Source organism: Acinetobacter sp. GXMZU3951, assembly GCF_054457875.1.
On record NZ_JBTLFO010000005.1, the window covers coordinates 39,414 to 55,196 of the forward strand.

15 protein-coding genes and 3 tRNA genes are annotated in these 15,783 nt (G+C 40.8%); 11 read left to right on the forward strand and 7 right to left on the reverse strand.

Going from position 1 to position 15,783, the window contains the following annotated elements; translation table 11 throughout:
• Positions 1-4: 4 nt before the first annotated feature.
• Together ACX17N_RS09260 and rpsU are read right to left on the reverse strand one after the other, a co-directional pair.
• Positions 5-451: a GatB/YqeY domain-containing protein gene (locus tag ACX17N_RS09260; protein WP_458892288.1), complete on the reverse strand. Its 447-nt coding sequence runs from the start codon at positions 449-451 to the stop codon at positions 5-7.
• 37 nt (positions 452-488) lie between these two features.
• Positions 489-704: a 30S ribosomal protein S21 gene (rpsU, locus tag ACX17N_RS09265; protein WP_001136722.1), complete on the reverse strand. Its 216-nt coding sequence runs from the start codon at positions 702-704 to the stop codon at positions 489-491.
• Positions 705-849: 145 nt separating this feature from the next.
• Between rpsU and tsaD the strand changes: the two genes are divergently transcribed.
• Positions 850-1,875, forward strand: a complete 1,026-nt coding sequence (gene tsaD, locus ACX17N_RS09270) for a tRNA (adenosine(37)-N6)-threonylcarbamoyltransferase complex transferase subunit TsaD (protein WP_458892289.1) — start codon at positions 850-852, stop codon at positions 1,873-1,875.
• 553 nt (positions 1,876-2,428) lie between these two features.
• Entirely contained in the window at positions 2,429-3,052 is a 624-nt protein-coding gene (locus tag ACX17N_RS09275) for a class I SAM-dependent methyltransferase (RefSeq protein ID WP_458892290.1), read from the forward strand.
• A gap of 198 nt (positions 3,053-3,250) precedes the next feature.
• On the opposite strand, the gene ACX17N_RS09280 is transcribed toward ACX17N_RS09275, so the two are convergent.
• Complete coding sequence (locus tag ACX17N_RS09280) at positions 3,251-4,123, reverse strand: ATP-binding protein (protein ID WP_458892291.1); 873 nt, start codon at positions 4,121-4,123, stop codon at positions 3,251-3,253.
• A gap of 178 nt (positions 4,124-4,301) precedes the next feature.
• Between ACX17N_RS09280 and ACX17N_RS09285 the strand changes: the two genes are divergently transcribed.
• From ACX17N_RS09285 to ACX17N_RS09305, 5 genes are all read left to right on the forward strand, one after another.
• A complete protein-coding gene (locus ACX17N_RS09285) occupies positions 4,302-5,813 on the forward strand; it encodes a DUF3336 domain-containing protein (protein ID WP_458892292.1) in 1,512 nt (503 codons plus the stop codon).
• Positions 5,791-6,627, forward strand: a complete 837-nt coding sequence (locus ACX17N_RS09290) for a protein kinase domain-containing protein (protein ID WP_458892293.1) — start codon at positions 5,791-5,793, stop codon at positions 6,625-6,627. Before ACX17N_RS09285 ends, ACX17N_RS09290 begins: the two co-directional genes overlap by 23 nt.
• 107 nt (positions 6,628-6,734) lie before the next feature.
• Positions 6,735-6,819: transfer RNA gene (locus tag ACX17N_RS09295), tRNA-Leu, on the forward strand.
• A 31-nt stretch (positions 6,820-6,850) separates the two neighbouring features.
• Positions 6,851-6,924 (forward strand) — tRNA-Trp (locus ACX17N_RS09300).
• A gap of 34 nt (positions 6,925-6,958) precedes the next feature.
• Positions 6,959-7,043 (forward strand) — tRNA-Leu (locus tag ACX17N_RS09305).
• Positions 7,044-7,343: 300 nt separating this feature from the next.
• Here ACX17N_RS09305 and ACX17N_RS09310 read toward each other — a convergent pair.
• Entirely contained in the window at positions 7,344-7,547 is a 204-nt protein-coding gene (locus tag ACX17N_RS09310; RefSeq protein WP_016167644.1) for a hypothetical protein, read from the reverse strand.
• Between the two features lie 341 nt (positions 7,548-7,888).
• On the reverse strand, positions 7,889-9,055 hold the full coding sequence (metK, locus tag ACX17N_RS09315; RefSeq protein ID WP_458892294.1) for a methionine adenosyltransferase: 1,167 nt from the start codon (positions 9,053-9,055) through the stop codon (positions 7,889-7,891).
• Between the two features lie 847 nt (positions 9,056-9,902).
• Here metK and tkt point away from each other — a divergent pair.
• Both tkt and ACX17N_RS09325 read left to right on the forward strand, forming a co-directional pair.
• Complete coding sequence (gene tkt / locus ACX17N_RS09320) at positions 9,903-11,891, forward strand: transketolase (protein WP_458892295.1); 1,989 nt, start codon at positions 9,903-9,905, stop codon at positions 11,889-11,891.
• A 289-nt stretch (positions 11,892-12,180) separates the two neighbouring features.
• Entirely contained in the window at positions 12,181-12,765 is a 585-nt protein-coding gene (locus tag ACX17N_RS09325; protein WP_458892296.1) for a YceI family protein, read from the forward strand.
• Positions 12,766-12,871: 106 nt separating this feature from the next.
• Here ACX17N_RS09325 and ACX17N_RS09330 read toward each other — a convergent pair whose 3' ends face one another.
• Positions 12,872-13,585: a glutamine amidotransferase gene (locus ACX17N_RS09330; RefSeq protein ID WP_458892297.1), complete on the reverse strand. Its 714-nt coding sequence runs from the start codon at positions 13,583-13,585 to the stop codon at positions 12,872-12,874.
• Between the two features lie 78 nt (positions 13,586-13,663).
• Positions 13,664-14,224: a TetR/AcrR family transcriptional regulator gene (locus tag ACX17N_RS09335; protein ID WP_458892298.1), complete on the reverse strand. Its 561-nt coding sequence runs from the start codon at positions 14,222-14,224 to the stop codon at positions 13,664-13,666.
• A gap of 90 nt (positions 14,225-14,314) precedes the next feature.
• Here ACX17N_RS09335 and ACX17N_RS09340 point away from each other — a divergent pair, with 90 nt between their 5' ends.
• Together ACX17N_RS09340 and ACX17N_RS09345 are read left to right on the forward strand one after the other, a co-directional pair.
• Positions 14,315-15,067 (forward strand): SDR family oxidoreductase, encoded by a 753-nt coding sequence (locus ACX17N_RS09340; protein WP_458892299.1) that lies wholly within the window; start codon positions 14,315-14,317, stop codon positions 15,065-15,067.
• A 28-nt stretch (positions 15,068-15,095) separates the two neighbouring features.
• Complete coding sequence (locus ACX17N_RS09345; protein ID WP_458892300.1) at positions 15,096-15,689, forward strand: DsbA family protein; 594 nt, start codon at positions 15,096-15,098, stop codon at positions 15,687-15,689.
• The last annotated feature ends 94 nt before the right edge of the window (positions 15,690-15,783 follow it).

The window sequence follows — 15,783 nt, forward strand, 5'->3', positions numbered from 1 at the left end:
AAGATTATGCGAGTTTTGCTTTAATTTTAGCAGAAACTTGAGCAGGATCGGCGCGCCCGGCTATGAGCGGACGCAGAGAGTTCATCACCTTACCCATATCTTTCATGCTAGTAGCTTCTTGAGCAGCAATAGTTTGCTCAATGATAGAATCAAGCTCTTCCTCAGTCATAGCTTCTGGTAGAAATTGAGATAAAATTTCAATTTCGGCTTGTTCTTTACTAGCTAAATCATCACGGCCAGCGCCTTCAAAGGCTTTAACCGATTCTTTACGTTGTTTGATTTGCTTTTCAATGACCGCAAGAGTTTGAGCATCGTCAAGCTCTTTGCGCTCATCGACTTCGATTTGCTTGATTGCGGCTTGTAGACTACGAATGACCGTTAACTTATCCATTTCTTTCGCACGCATTGTTGCTTTTAAAACTTCAGTTATTTGGTTTTTTAAAGTAGTCATTTATTTTTCCAAGTCGTCAATCAATCACAAATAAATCTTAGTAAAGGCGTGTAGTACGAACTGATTCGCGCGCCAATTTCTTTTGGTAACGCTTAACAGCAGCAGCTTTTTTACGCTTACGTTCTTGAGTTGGTTTTTCGTAGAACTCGCGCTTACGTACGTCAGCTAAAACACCCGCTTTTTCGCATGAACGTTTGAAACGACGGATAGCTACGTCTACTGGTTCGCCTTCTTTCAATTTAACTTGTGGCATGAAGAATCCTCATTAAGTTATGGATAAGATCTCGGCATGATTGCCTTGATCACAAGTGAAGGTCAGTATTTTACTCATTTACATCTCATATCACAAGTCTATAATAGGTTTCGCTTTAGATTTGATATAGGTTGTAGGCAGTTTAATGATCGTTTTAGGCTTAGAAACATCGTGTGACGAAACAGGTTTGGCACTGTATGACAGTGAAAACGGCTTACGCGGGCAGGTTTTGTATAGTCAGATTAAGCTGCATGCAGAATATGGCGGAGTTGTTCCAGAATTGGCTTCACGTGACCATGTGCGTAAACTTATTCCCTTGTTAGATCAACTGTTGTTAGACAGTGGCGTAAAAAAATCTGAAATTGATGCGATTGCCTATACCCGTGGACCGGGTTTAATGGGGGCATTAATGACAGGTGCATTATTTGGACGAACTTTGGCCTTTGCTTTAAATAAGCCTGCAATTGGTGTGCATCATATGGAAGGACATATGCTGGCACCATTGTTGTCTGCAACTCCGCCTGAATTTCCATTTGTGGCCTTACTGGTTTCGGGTGGGCACACCCAATTAATGGCAGCCTATGGTATTGGGCAATATGAATTGCTCGGTGAGTCAATTGATGATGCTGCGGGTGAAGCTTTTGATAAAGTGGCGAAGATGATGAGTTTGCCTTATCCAGGCGGTCCAAATATTTCTAAATTGGCTGAGCAAGGCGACAGCACTGCATTTGAATTCCCGCGTCCAATGTTACATCAAGGTTTAGATTTCTCTTTTAGTGGGCTAAAAACAGCTGTTTCTGTTCAGTTAAAAAAAGTGCAAGGCGAAGGGCGCGAAGCCGATATTGCTGCGTCATTCCAAGAGGCGCTGGTTGATACTCTGGTGAAGAAATCTGTAAAAGCAATGAAACAGACAGGTTTAAAGCGTTTAGTGATTGCAGGCGGTGTAAGTGCCAATAAACGCTTACGTGAGCGTTTAGAAGCCGACTTAACTAAGATTCGTGGGCAAGTGTATTATGCAGAACCCGCTTTATGTACGGACAACGGTGCCATGATTGCTTTTGCAGGCTACCAACGTTTGAAGGCTGGGCAGCATGATGGATTGTCGGTTACCACAACACCGCGTTGGCCAATGACTGAATTGTCGAATCCTGCTGATATATCAGGAATATAAAAACCAATTTTTGTTTAGAAAAGTAAAAAAGCCCGACATCCTGTCGGGCTTTTTCGTATTACTTGGTTAGGTATAACTCCTGTCGTACCTCACGTCCTGATGCTGAACTTATGATTGTTGTTTTATGTTTTGGAACATCCTGTTCTCTATGAGATTAATCCTATAAATATTTGAGATGGAGGTGTAGCCGTTATAAACCTGAATTGTTGTAAGCTCTGGATTACGCCACTGTAAAATATTTACCCCTAGGGTTATCCACAGAAATTGCGGATAAATTTTGGGGTGGTAAGCATTGATTTAACTCGATTTATTAAGTTTTAGAGTGTTTTTTGTTCTATTTTATTCATTGAAAGTTTCAAATAGGTTTAAAAGACGGATTAGTGAACTTTTCTAATGGCTAATTTTTTAATTAAAGTATTGATTTATATTCGGATACTATAAGAATTTCTTGTAATTGCGAGTAGGTTAAATGGCGTAGAAAAATACATAGTCTAATTAACTTGAAACGCTGCTAATCTAGAGAGCATGAAGAAGGTGTAGGTCGTGATTAAGTATGAGTCAAAATCATTGGGAAAATGTTTATCAAACAAAAGAAGTGGATCAGGTCAGCTGGTATCAGGCTAGAGATGATCAATTTTTAGATATTTTAAAAAGATTAAGCATTCAACCCGATCAACAAATTATTGATGTTGGCAGTGGTGCATCGATGTTAATTGACCAACTTGTTGAATCTGGATATGCCAACTTGTATGTATTGGATCTATCTGAAACAGCACTTGAAAAGACGCAATCAAGGTTAGTTGATAAAGGCTTAACAAAAGAAAATATTCATTGGTTAGTTGGAGATATCTGTGCTGTTTCATTGCCAAAACAGTGCTTTGACTTATGGCATGATCGAGCGGTATTTCATTTTATGGTCACTGATGAGCAACAAGAGCACTATTTAGCAAACTTAAAAGGTGCATTAAAGAAGGGTGGATATTTAGTTATGTCCATTTTTGCTGAGGATGGTCCAACACAATGCAGTGGTTTGCCAGTCAAAAGATATCGTATTGAGCAATTACAAACGAGACTCGGGTCTGATTTTACTTTGGTGCATTTTCAAAAAGATCTGCATAAAACGCCATGGGATTCTGCTCAAAATTTTTTGACCAGTGTATGGAGGTTTAATGGGTAGTTATGTTTCTTATTTCTAAAATTAACATACAGGCAACTATACGAAATTATTTTTATACTCAAATATAAATCAATTGTTTATCGTATTGGATTTAGCCCAATCCTCAAAGATTGGGCTTCTTGCCATAAAAATGATGTATTGCGAATAAAAGTAAATATCGTTTCACACATTGTTTAAGCGAACTTATTTTATAAAAAATTAGAGCTGATTTAACTGTTGCGAACCCACCCAGTGTTTGGAGAATTGATAGGCGGCACGCCCTGAACGCTGCCCACGAGCCTGACACCATCTGAGTGCTTCTGCTCGGGTTTCATCGGTCATTGGCATATTTGATTTCGCCAAATAATGCGCCACAATTTCTAAATATAGGGCTTGATCCATCGGATAGAAAGAGAGCCATAAACCAAAACGATCTGACAAGGAAATTTTTTCTTCAATCGCTTCTTGCGGATGCAGTTCCGTGTATTGAGGTACATCTACACGCGTCACAGGCGTATTTTCATGCATGAATTCAGGTAACAAATGACGACGGTTACTGGTGGCATAAATAATAAAATTGCTTGAGCCAGACTGAAGCGAGCCATCTAAGACACTTTTTAGGCTGCGGTAGTTCTCGTCTTCTGCGTTAAACGCCAAGTCATCACAATAGACGATGAATTTTTCAGGACGGTTTTGAATAATGGCTTGAATTTGCGGTAAGTCAGATAAATCATCACGCTCAATTTCAATTAAACGTAAACCTTGATCTTGATATTGGCTTAAAAGCGCACGGACAATAGAGGATTTACCTGTACCGCGCGAACCCGTCAACAAGACATCATTGGCAGGCAGCCCATTTAAAAATTGCAGGGTGTTTTGAATGACTTTGGCTTTTTGACGCTCAATGCCTTTTAAATCATCCAGTTCAATTTTCTTGGGATGATAAATCGGAATCAGTTGTTGATTCTGCCATTTAAATGCAGGAGCAGAAAAATCGGGATCTTGTTTAAGCGCAGGAAGGCTTTGTTGTAATTGCGAAAGCACTTGAGAGAGGGATTGCAAAATCGCGTCAGGTAATTCAATAGTTGCCATAGTCATTCAGCTTATAATTACGATAAAGTAGCACATAAGACCAACATCAGCCTTGGGCTTAGACTGTATAGTATTATGTGAGTGAAAGCGAATCACTATCCGTGAGCGTAAATTTCAAAATAATGAATGTCGAAGATTTAAAGTTTATGTATTTAAGAACAGGTGTTTGAGGGAAGCTATGTTATTTCAAGATTTCTTACAGGACATGAATCCGCATCAAGCCTATCGTATAAAAAAGTTAAAAAGACAATTAGAACAAGCCGAAAGTTATGAAGAGTGGAAAAGTATTGCGCTGAAAATTGATCAGGAATCTGGTGCACAAGAATGGAAGTATGACAATTGCTCACCGTATTTTGATGCCGAGATGATTTCCTATCGGCTTAAATTATTAAAACGCTACCGCTTTCAGCACCGTTCGCGTGATTTGATGTATTTGCTGCGAGAAGGCTTAACTTACGATATTGCCAATATCGCCCACCCGATGTTGTTTGCAGCAACTTATGTTGGCACTAAAACCATTATTGAAGATTATGTTGAAGAGGTGAGTGCCAGTCTGGCTTTCGTGGCTTCAGAAGCGTGTGATTGTCTCACTTTACAAGAAAAGCTCGATTTCTTTAGACATTGTGAAAAAGCCTATGGGCAGCCAGCATTGATGTTTTCTGGGGGAGCAACTTTAGGGTTGTTTCATACGGGAGTGTGTAAGGCACTGATTGAGCAGGACTTGATGCCCAAAGTGCTTTCGGGTTCTAGCGCGGGAGCCATCATGACCGCGATGCTAGGAGTTTCTAAGCCGAAAGATATCTCTAGTATTTTAAATGGTGATAACTTCTTTAGTGATGCTTTTCATTTTCGTAAATTTGGTGATTTGTTAAAGCGAAATGGTGGCGTAGCTGATGTGAAGTATTTAAAGAAATTCCTGATAGAAAATATGGGCGATCTCACCTTTGATGAAGCCTATAAACAATCAGGATTGTATATCAATATTGCAGTAGCGCCTTATGATGCCTTACAAGATGCACGTATTATGAATACCTATACATCTCCAGATTTATTGGTTTGGAGCGCTGTGCTGGCTTCGTGTGCTGTTCCTATTCTATTCCCGCCTGTAAAGCTGACCAGTAAACGCTATGATGGTGAGCATACCCCTTATATGGCAACAACGCGTTGGGTCGATGGTAGTGTGCGTAGCGATTTCCCGCAGGAAAAAATGGCACGCTTATATAATTTGAACTACAGCATTGCCAGTCAAGTCAATCCACATATTGTACCGTTCATGCAAGATGACTTATCTCGCTTCCGTCGAGATGTATTGAGTTGGCCCGAACGGATTATTCGACGACAGGGTGAAGTGATTACCAAGGGGATTATGGATTTTGCCCGAGAGCGTGTTGGTAAAATTCCATCAGTAAGGCGCTTGCTTGATCATGGTTATGGTGTGGTTGATCAGCGTTACTATGGTGATGTGAATATTATTGGAAATTATAGCCTACGGCATTATAGCTATATGCTACAAAATCCACGCCCACATTTGTTCAAGCTGTTGCAACGCGAAGGTGAGCGTGCCACATGGCCTAAAATTTCCAGTATTGAAACACATGCACGGATTGGCAAAACGATTCAGCATGCGCTGGAGTTAATCAACTATCAACTCACACACCCACAAACACATGCTCAAGCCCATACTGCCTGAAGTTTCAGATATTCAAGCTCTGCAATTAAAAACCAAACACAACAGCCTGCAATTTGGACGCAGGCTGTATTCTTTTCAAGCTAACAATCAAAACTTTTGGCTAAAGCTGCAATTGCAGCAGGGACATCCGATGTATCAACAGGGGTTCCAGCGTGAGCTTGAGTTTTATCGGCAGGGGCAGAATGCCACTGAACTTACCCAAATAACCTTACCATTCAAAACGCTGCCCAAGTCGGCACTGCTTGAATGGGGGCTAGCGAACGAAACAGAGCTGCTATTCGAGCAAGCCCTGATTGTGCCTGATGCAGCAGCATACTTCGCCCTCGATGCACAGCGGCAGGATATTTCTACTATTCAGCATCATTTTTTACGTGCCTTAACCGTGGTTCAGCTGATGCATGACGCGCAGTGGTTGCATGCCGATCTGAAGCGGGAACATTTTGTGGAATATGCGGGGCAGCTCAAGCTGATTGATTTTGAGCAGACGCAGCCTATGCATGCGCTCAACCAGATCGCAATGAATGCAACCCCACGCTATATGGCACCCGAACTGTTTCATGGGGATGCTAAAAGTGAACAGACTGATATCTATGCTTTAGGCATTATCTTCTATGAATGGTTGTCTGGGCAGCGCTTATCTGCAGAAAATTACCAAGATTGGGCTTATTTACATTGTCAGCGCTTAGAAATTGTACTGCCTGAGAAATTTTTAGTATTTCAATCACTTTTGTCGAAGATGTTGGCAAAGCATAAAGCTGCTAGATTTGACAATATTTATGCAATAAAACGTGCCTTAGTTACTGAAATTGCTTAAGAAAAGTACATAATTGCAGTTTTTGTTTTATATTTAATCAAACAAGAGTTTTTTTCATAAAAAGGGCTTGCCAGAGGGGAGTGATCTCTATAATATACACAGCCATCGGGGGCGTGGCGAAATTGGTAGACGCACTGGATTTAGGTTCCAGCGCCGCAAGGTGTAAGAGTTCGAGTCTCTTCGCCCCCACCACTTAATCATCAGTTGATGGTGTTTAGGTAACAGAGGATTGGTGTAATGGTAGCATGACGGTCTCCAAAACCGTTCGTCAAGGTTCGAGTCCTTGATCCTCTGCCAAATTTTTCACACTCAGTGTGAAACCCAGTATGATGGGGGCGTGGCGAAATTGGTAGACGCACTGGATTTAGGTTCCAGCGCCGCGAGGTGTAAGAGTTCGAGTCTCTTCGCCCCCACCACTTAATACTTTGGGTTAAAATAATGAAGCAAGGTTAATACCTTGCTTTTTTGTTGCCTGTAAGAAAGTGGTTGGGTTTGATGACTTAAAGTTTTTATATCTTGCGGTCAGAATACATAATTGGAGCATTCACGAACCTAAGCCATTCTGCGTTGAAATCGCTGCTTTGTGGGTAGTATAAAGGGTTCGGTGAAGGGTATTCCTCCTCAACAAAAAAAGCCCCGTAGGGCTTAAAATATAAAGGAATAGCGACTCGCTGATGTGTGATGGTCTTATACGGTCGAACAGAAAAATTGAGATGTTATGCTTTTAAATGATCTTCAAATTCTTCGCCAAGTTGCATTGCTAAAGAATTGCCCGCCAAATCACAAGTTACTAAGCCATATTCTTTTTTAAAACTAAAAGTAAAGCCACGGTCATCTGCTAGGCTTTTTACTGAATAACCTAATTTTTCTAACCAAATACGAAATGCGATTAAATTTTTTGCTTTCACAACCTTTTTCACGAGACAACTCCTGTAAACATATAAATATTTAATAGGGATAGGCTAAATTTTTTAAAGGGCAAAAACCTATTTTTTTATTTATAAGCTCTTTTTTGCCTAATTTCTATGCTGATGTGTAAATTGGAATGGTGGAATCTAATTGTAGTGAAAAGGTTGAATTGAATGTGGTTGAGAGTGTCTTTGTGGGTTAATGTTTCGATTTTATTCAATTATTTTTCTATATGGCGAGTTGAATAGGTCGGCATGCTATAACAACACTTGAAACATTTTGTTATGAGAATTTTTTTTTGAATGGCACAAAAAAGCTCACCGAAGTGAGCGTTTTTTTTGTAAGGAAAATATTAGAGACCAGCAGAAGATTTAAGCGCTTCAACCTTGTCTGTTTTTTCCCAAGTAAATGCGGTGTCTGAGCCTTCACGACCAAAGTGACCATATGCAGCCGTTTGCTTATACATAGGTTGAATCAGGTCTAGCATACGGGTAATGCCGTATGGGCGTAGGTCAAAGTGTTCACGAACCAATTGGATGATGAGTTCGTCAGGCACTTTACCTGTGTTAAAAGTGTTGATTGAAATAGAAGTTGGCTCTGCAACACCAATTGCATAAGACACTTGAATTTCACACTTGTCAGCTAAACCTGCTGCAACAATGTTTTTCGCAACATAACGACCCGCGTATGCTGCAGAACGGTCAACTTTAGAAGGGTCTTTACCCGAGAAAGCACCGCCACCATGACGTGCCATTCCGCCGTAGGTATCTACAATGATTTTACGGCCTGTTAAACCACAGTCACCTACAGGGCCACCAATCACAAACATCCCCGTTGGGTTGATGTGGAATTTAGTGTCTGCATGGAACATTTCTGCAGGAATAATTTTCTTCACGATCTCTTCAATCACAGCTTCTTTTAAGTTCGCTTGTGAAATTTCAGGATCATGTTGAGTTGACAATACAACAGCATCTAAACGAACTGGTTTGCCATTTTCATACGCAAAAGTGACTTGGCTTTTAGCATCTGGGCGTAACCACGGTAGTGAGCCGTTGCGACGTAATTCAGCTTGTTTTTCCATTAAGCGGTGAGCATATGAAATTGGTGCTGGCATCAGTACATCAGTTTCACGGCTTGCATAACCAAACATCAAACCTTGGTCGCCTGCACCTTGATCTTCAGGCTTTTGGCGGTCAACACCCTGAGCAATTTCAGGAGATTGTTTACCAATCATGTTGATGACAGCACAAGTTGAACCATCAAAACCTAAGTCTGAGTGATGATAGCCAATGCCGTTAACAGTTTGACGTACAATCGCTTCAACATCGATATTCGCAGTTGTTGTGATTTCGCCAGCAAGTACGACAGCACCCGTTTTTACAAGCGTTTCACAAGCAACCCGCGCATATGGGTCTTCTTTTAAGATTGCATCCAAGATAGCATCACTGATCTGATCAGCCATTTTATCTGGATGGCCTTCGCTTACAGATTCCGAAGTAAATACAGCGTACTCGCGCATAAGTCCTATCACAGTTAATTTTAAAGACGCAATATGTTACATCGAGTTAGACTTTAGGACTAGCTCATCTTGTATAAAAAAGGATGAATTTATTTCAATTCAATGACTTTTTATTTGATATAAGCATCTAAAAAACTGATAACGAAGCTTTAATTGCCTTTTAAAAGGGGTGTTATTGATGAAAATAAACACAAATTGATACAAGTTGAGGTGTTTGCACATCGGGAGGATTATTCAAGAAAAGGTATTTTTTGGACAGTAATTTTTCGCTCTCTGCAGTGAACGCTTTGTTTGTTCCAACTCTAGTTAAACATTTTCATAACAGTTTGATGTGGCGTGTGAATTGCAGCACTGACAATGTATTTCGTATGCTAGTTGGTTAAAGCTAGGTGGAATAAGTACATCATCGTATTAACTAGAGATTTCAATGCGGGTAGAGGTTTAAATACATAGATGGATAAAAGATGAGGTTGCATCTATCAAGACTAGATTAACTAAGTGCTAAGGTGGGTATTGCATTGCATCTGCAGAAAATATGCCTATAGATTGTTCCTGATCATTCAATTATTACAACTATTACAACACAATGCGTTTGGAATCTGATTTTGTAAAAAGTATAACAATTAAAAGATCAAAAATTTTATGGTGTTGATAAAGCACTAAGCCCATTGTTTGCAGCTGAAATCAGAATCCCAAAGTTTTGATTCATTCAAGTCCACTTAAGTAGCATTTAATCGGTAAAAATTGCGTATAAGGCTTTACCCATCCCACTTTTTTTAAGACAATAGTGCCTAGTTTTGAATGTGATATTCATCTTCTTTAAATTGTTTTAATTGGACTCTGATCTATGACAACCCCTTTGAACGAACGTCGTATTGCAAATGCAATTCGTGTATTGGCTATGGATGCTGTGCAAAAAGCCAACTCAGGACATCCAGGTGCACCAATGGGGATGGCAGATATTGCAGACGTCGTGTGGCGCGAATTTTTAAACCATAACCCGACGAACCCACAATGGGCGAACCGTGACCGTTTTGTATTGTCGAATGGTCATGGCTCAATGCTGCAATATGCATTATTACATTTAACGGGTTATGAGCTTTCAATTGAAGATTTAAAAGCGTTCCGTCAGCTTCATTCTAAGACACCGGGTCACCCAGAATATGGATATGCACCTGGTATTGAAACCACAACTGGTCCATTGGGTCAGGGTATTGCCAATGCGGTTGGTTTTGCGCTGGCTGAAAAAACTTTAGCTGCTCAATTCAACAAAGAAGATCTTACGGTTGTTGACCATTTCACTTACTGTTTCTTAGGTGATGGTTGTTTAATGGAAGGTATTTCTCATGAAGTATGTTCTCTTGCAGGTACACTCGGTCTTGGTAAGTTAATTGCTTATTACGACGACAATGGCATTTCAATTGATGGTGAAGTTGAAGGTTGGTTCTCTGACGATACAGAACAACGTTTCAAAGCTTATGGTTGGCAAGTACTTCGTGTAGACGGTCATGATGCTGCGGCAATCCGTCAAGCGACTTTGGATGCTAAAGCTGAGACTCAAAAACCTACTATCATTATTTGTAAAACAATTATTGGTTTAGGTTCTCCAAATAAACAAGGTAAAGAAGACTGTCACGGTGCTCCGTTAGGCAATGATGAAATTGCATTAACCCGTGAAGCATTAGGCTGGACAGAAGGTGCATTTGAAATTCCAGCTGACGTATATGCAGCATGGGATGCAAAAGCTAAAGGTTCTGAAGCTGAAGCAGCTTGGAATGCAGTATTTGCTCAATACCAAGCGAAGTACCCAACCGAAGCCGCTGAATTATTACGTCGTATTGAAGGTGACTTACCAGCAGATTTTGCTGCTCAAGCAGATGCTTTCATCGCTGAAACCAATGCTAAAGCAGAAACCATTGCAACGCGTAAAGCAAGCCAAAATACTTTACAAGCATTTGGTCCATTGTTGCCTGAATTATTGGGTGGTTCTGCGGACTTAGCGGGTTCTAACTTAACCCTTTGGAAAGGTTGCCAAGGCGTTCAAGACAACCCAGCGGGTAACTACGTACACTATGGCGTACGTGAGTTTGGTATGACTGCAATGGCAAACGGTGTTGCTTTGCATGGTGGTTTCATTCCTTACGTGGCAACATTCTTAATGTTCATGGAATATGCGCGTAACGCAGTACGTATGTCTGCATTGATGAAACAGCGTGTTATTCATGTGTATACTCATGACTCTATTGGTTTAGGTGAAGATGGTCCAACGCACCAGCCAATCGAACAAATTGCATCTTTACGTGGTACGCCAAATCTAAATACATGGCGTCCAGCAGACACCGTAGAAACAGCAGTTTCTTGGAAGTCTGCATTGTCGCGTAAAGACGGTCCTTCAGCGTTAATCTTCTCTCGTCAAAACTTACCATTCCAAGCACGTACTCAAGCACAAATTGAGAACGTCGCGAAAGGTGGTTATGTATTGGCTGAAGAAAAAGGTGAATTAAAAGCAATTATTATTGCGACGGGTTCTGAAGTATCGTTAGCGATGGAAGCTTATGCGCAATTAGAAGGCGTGCGTGTCGTTTCTATGCCATGTGCTGAAGAATTTATGAAGCAAGATGCTGCTTACCGTGAAGCCGTACTTCCAGCGCATATTCGTGCGCGTGTTGCGGTTGAAGCAGCTCACGTTGATTACTGGTGGAAGTTTGTTGGTCTAGACGGCAAAGTGATTGGTATGACAACGTATGGTGAATCTGCACCTGCGAAAGATTTATTCCAGTTCTTCGGTATTACTACTGAAGCGGTTGTGAATGCAGTAAAAGAATTAACAGCTTAATCTGTTCATTCTGAAGAAAAACGCCTCTAATTAGAGGCGTTTTTTTATGGTTAAAAAAATCTAAATCAGAACGATTAAAGTTTAATTATGGGCAGTTTCAGTTGTTTTTCATGTATTTTAATATCATGATTAAAACTCGCTGTCAGTCATCAATATTGTTGCGATTTATCTTAAAAAATCTAAATTCAATCAACTGTTCTATAATTGCAACATATCGTCTTATCCATAACAGTGAATAAAAAATGGAAAGCTATACACTAATAATCATTCTGAGATGAGATAGAATCATATGAACTTGAAAACATTAACATTAGGTTTGGCGGTTGCTTCTGTAGCAACACTATCGATGGCAAAGCCAGTGGCTTATAAAATTGATCCGACCCACACGGCAACGGTGTTCTCATGGAGCCATTTTGGTTTTTCTACACCATCTGCAAACTTTAGCGATATTCAAGGTACCATTAATGTCGATAATGAAAAGCCCGCCAATTCATCAGTGGATGTAACGATTCCTTTGGCGAGTTTGAACACCAATGTAAAAGTGTTGGATGAGCATTTGAAAAAAGCTGAATTTTTTGATGCCATCAATTATCCAAACATCACCTTTAAAAGTACTAAAGTTGAAGCTTTAGGTAATAACCAATATAAAATTACAGGTAACTTAACTGTTAAAGATGTGACTAAACCTGTGGTGCTTGATGCAGTAATGAACAAGCAAGGTGAGCATCCAATGACCAAACTACAATCCATTGGTTTTAATGCCACAACTTCATTCGATCGCTCTGCATTTGGTGTAGGTGCTTATGTACCAAATGTCGGTGATAAAATTACTGTAAACATTACCACTGAAGCATCAGTTCCTGCGAAGAAATAATCTCCCCACGATTTCTTCGGGAAAGTAAAAGGCACTCGGATTGAGTGCCTTTTTTATGTCCATTTATTATTAGAGAGACATGGCGGATCGATTTGATCTAGCAATTTTACTCAATATGTTGCATAAAAAACTCAAGCACTTGCGGTGCATTTTGCTCTAAAGCGGGTGCAAAGCGTTGGTTATCCACCCGTAGGGTTTGAATATCTATGTTGGCATGGCGTAATTCGCAGGTATGACCAATCAACCATTTTTCCATCGCATCTGCCGCTACTTCGAGATGAAATTGTAAAGCCAGAATATTAGAACCTAGCTTAAAGGCTTGATGCGGGTAGAGGGTAGAGCTCGCCAAAAGTTCAGCATGTTCGGGTAAATCGAAGGTATCGCCGTGCCAGTGTAAAACAGGGATCTCCTTAAGCAATGCGAGCGGGTTCTGAGCGATAGGTTTAATTTCTAAACTGCTCCAGCCAATTTCTTTTTGCGTACCGGCATAGACTTTAGCGCCAAGCGCATGGGCAATCAGTTGTGCCCCTAAGCAAATACCGAGTGTGGGTAAATTAAGGGCCAGTCGTTGCTTGAGGAGTTCAATTTCTTGTGTAAGGAAAGGATAGTCTGCTGATTCATAGACACCAATCGGTCCACCTAAAATGACGGTTAAGCCTGGGTGTTCAAGGGCTTTAGTCAAATCATCCACACCCGCTTCGACATAGCGCACACGAAAGCCGAGTTGATAAAAAGTATCTTCCAAAGCCCCGAGGTCTTCAAAAGCAAGATGCTGAATGGCGTAAATGGTTTCAGGAAAGTCGGGATCTGTTGTTTTCATGCGGTTTGGTTCGTCAGAAATACGATTAGATTCAGCTGACTATAAACCAAATGCTGCTGAATCCGAAAGGAATTCTGTTTAGTTAAATAAGCTGGCTTTCAGGAATGTGCGACTAGATTCTAGGATTTGCTTTTGTAACGCTAAATCAGCCATGCCGCGCGCAAGGGTAATACTGCCAACCAGTTGGCTGAGAACAGCCCAAGCCTTGATTTCACAGCCTAAATGCTGGGCAAAAAGTGCATGTCCACGTTGTAACTCTTGCTGATAAAGCTGTTTCACTTCTGTATCAGAACGCGCAACTTCACTGGCTAGAGCAGGCAACATACAGCCTCGATCAGCATGTTGCAGATGGCTGATATTTAAATAACGATTCAGTTCAAAATCAATCCAGTCTTGAGGATTGTCATGGGGATTTTTTTGCCACATGTCTAAACTGTATTGCAGCTCGGCTTCTACCAGTGCCTTAAACAATTCATGTTTGGATGAAAAGTGCGAATAAAAGGCACCACTGGTTACGCCAGCAGCTTTCATAAAACCATCTACGCCTGTCGCTGCAAAACCTTGTTGTTTCGCCAGTTGACCACTGATCTGTAGCAATTCTTTGCGTTTTTCTTGTTTATATCCCGGTTTATATCGCATAGCACTAGACCTAAAAGGAGGTTTGACGATGTGAAAATAATAACATAGTATTCGTTATAGTAACGATCGTTATGTTAATGGGTTTTTAAAATGGAAAAAGAAAATAAGCAGGGAAATCGCCCACAAGGGGTTGCTTTAATTATTGGTGCGGGCGACGCCACAGGGGGTGAAATTGCCAAGCGATTTGCGCGAGGTGGGTATACCGTGTGTATGACCCGACGTAATGCAGAAAAGTTACAGCCGTTAATTGACGAGATTCAGAATTTTGGCGGCACTGCATATGGCTTTGCTTCCGATGCACGTCAAGAAGAACAGGTGGTCGAGTTAATTGAGCAAATCGAGTCTGAAATAGGTCCAATTGCTGTAATGGTTTTTAATATTGGTGCTAATGTGCCTTGCAGTATTTTAGAGGAAACGGCCCGTAAGTATTTTAAAATTTGGGAAATGGCATGTTTTAGTGCGTTTCTGGTGGGGCGGGAAGTTGCTAAACGTATGGTGCAACGTGAACATGGCACACTTATTTTTACAGGGGCAACCGCAGGCATTCGCGGGGCAGCAAATTTTGCGGCATTTGCAGGGGCAAAACATGCCTTACGTGCTTTGGCGCAGAGTATGGCGCGTGAATTAGGTCCAAGAAATATTCATGTTGCGCATGTTGTGGTGGATGGGGCAATTGATACTGATTTTATTGAAACCACTTTTCCTGAAATTTATGCATTGAAACAACAAGATGGAATCTTGAATCCTGCGCATATTGCAGAAAACTACTGGCATTTAGCGCACCAACCACGTGATGCTTGGACACATGAGCTTGATCTTAGACCATGGATGGAACGTTGGTAATTGACTTAAGCTAAACAGGGAGAGAGTTATGAAAAAAATTGAGTTTTATTTTGATTTAGGCAGTCCTTATAGTTATTTGGGTTTCCATCGCATTCAAAAAATTGCTGAAGAGCAACACGCAAAAATTATATGGAAACCGATGCTATTGGGTGGCGTGTTTAAAGCTACGGGAAATAGTAGCCCCATGACCGTCCCTGCAAAAGCACAATATGCCATGAATGATTTGCAGCGCTGGTCGAAGCTGTGGCATATCCCTATGCACATGAATCCTTATTTCCCGCTAAATACCTTGCAAATTATGCGTTTGCTCACGGCTGTACAGCTTTACGCGCCAGCGCAGTTCTTGCCAGTATTAACAGGAATTTTTCATGCCATGTTTGGTGAGCCTAAAAATCTCAATGATTTGGACGTGCTAAAGCAAGTTTTGCAAGATTTGGGTTTGGAAATGCAACAGGTTCAAGTTTGGTTGCAAGATGAACAGGTTAAACAGCAGTTAAAATTAGTGACCGAGGAAGCCGTTGAGCGTGGAGTTTTTGGTGCGCCGACGTGGTTTAATCAAGGTGAAATTTACTGGGGTATCGACCATTTGCACTTCTTAGAACAGGCTTTAGCTGAAGCTTAAATTCAACATTAGCCTCAGCGCTCTTGTATGACAGTGGTGGTACAAGAGCTTATTTTTTTCTATGTTCTAAACTTTAAAAACGCTTAGATTAAAT

Coding starts and splice junctions, on each gene's coding strand:
- ACX17N_RS09260 (WP_458892288.1), bottom strand. CDS start 451: ATGACTACTTTAAAAAACCAAATAACTGAAGTTTTAAAAGCAACAATG.
- rpsU (WP_001136722.1), bottom strand. CDS start 704: ATGCCACAAGTTAAATTGAAAGAAGGCGAACCAGTAGACGTAGCTATC.
- tsaD (WP_458892289.1), top strand. CDS start 850: ATGATCGTTTTAGGCTTAGAAACATCGTGTGACGAAACAGGTTTGGCA.
- ACX17N_RS09275 (WP_458892290.1), top strand. CDS start 2,429: ATGAGTCAAAATCATTGGGAAAATGTTTATCAAACAAAAGAAGTGGAT.
- ACX17N_RS09280 (WP_458892291.1), bottom strand. CDS start 4,123: ATGGCAACTATTGAATTACCTGACGCGATTTTGCAATCCCTCTCTCAA.
- ACX17N_RS09285 (WP_458892292.1), top strand. CDS start 4,302: ATGTTATTTCAAGATTTCTTACAGGACATGAATCCGCATCAAGCCTAT.
- ACX17N_RS09290 (WP_458892293.1), top strand. CDS start 5,791: ATGCTCAAGCCCATACTGCCTGAAGTTTCAGATATTCAAGCTCTGCAA.
- metK (WP_458892294.1), bottom strand. CDS start 9,055: ATGCGCGAGTACGCTGTATTTACTTCGGAATCTGTAAGCGAAGGCCAT.
- tkt (WP_458892295.1), top strand. CDS start 9,903: ATGACAACCCCTTTGAACGAACGTCGTATTGCAAATGCAATTCGTGTA.
- ACX17N_RS09325 (WP_458892296.1), top strand. CDS start 12,181: ATGAACTTGAAAACATTAACATTAGGTTTGGCGGTTGCTTCTGTAGCA.
- ACX17N_RS09330 (WP_458892297.1), bottom strand. CDS start 13,585: ATGAAAACAACAGATCCCGACTTTCCTGAAACCATTTACGCCATTCAG.
- ACX17N_RS09335 (WP_458892298.1), bottom strand. CDS start 14,224: ATGCGATATAAACCGGGATATAAACAAGAAAAACGCAAAGAATTGCTA.
- ACX17N_RS09340 (WP_458892299.1), top strand. CDS start 14,315: ATGGAAAAAGAAAATAAGCAGGGAAATCGCCCACAAGGGGTTGCTTTA.
- ACX17N_RS09345 (WP_458892300.1), top strand. CDS start 15,096: ATGAAAAAAATTGAGTTTTATTTTGATTTAGGCAGTCCTTATAGTTAT.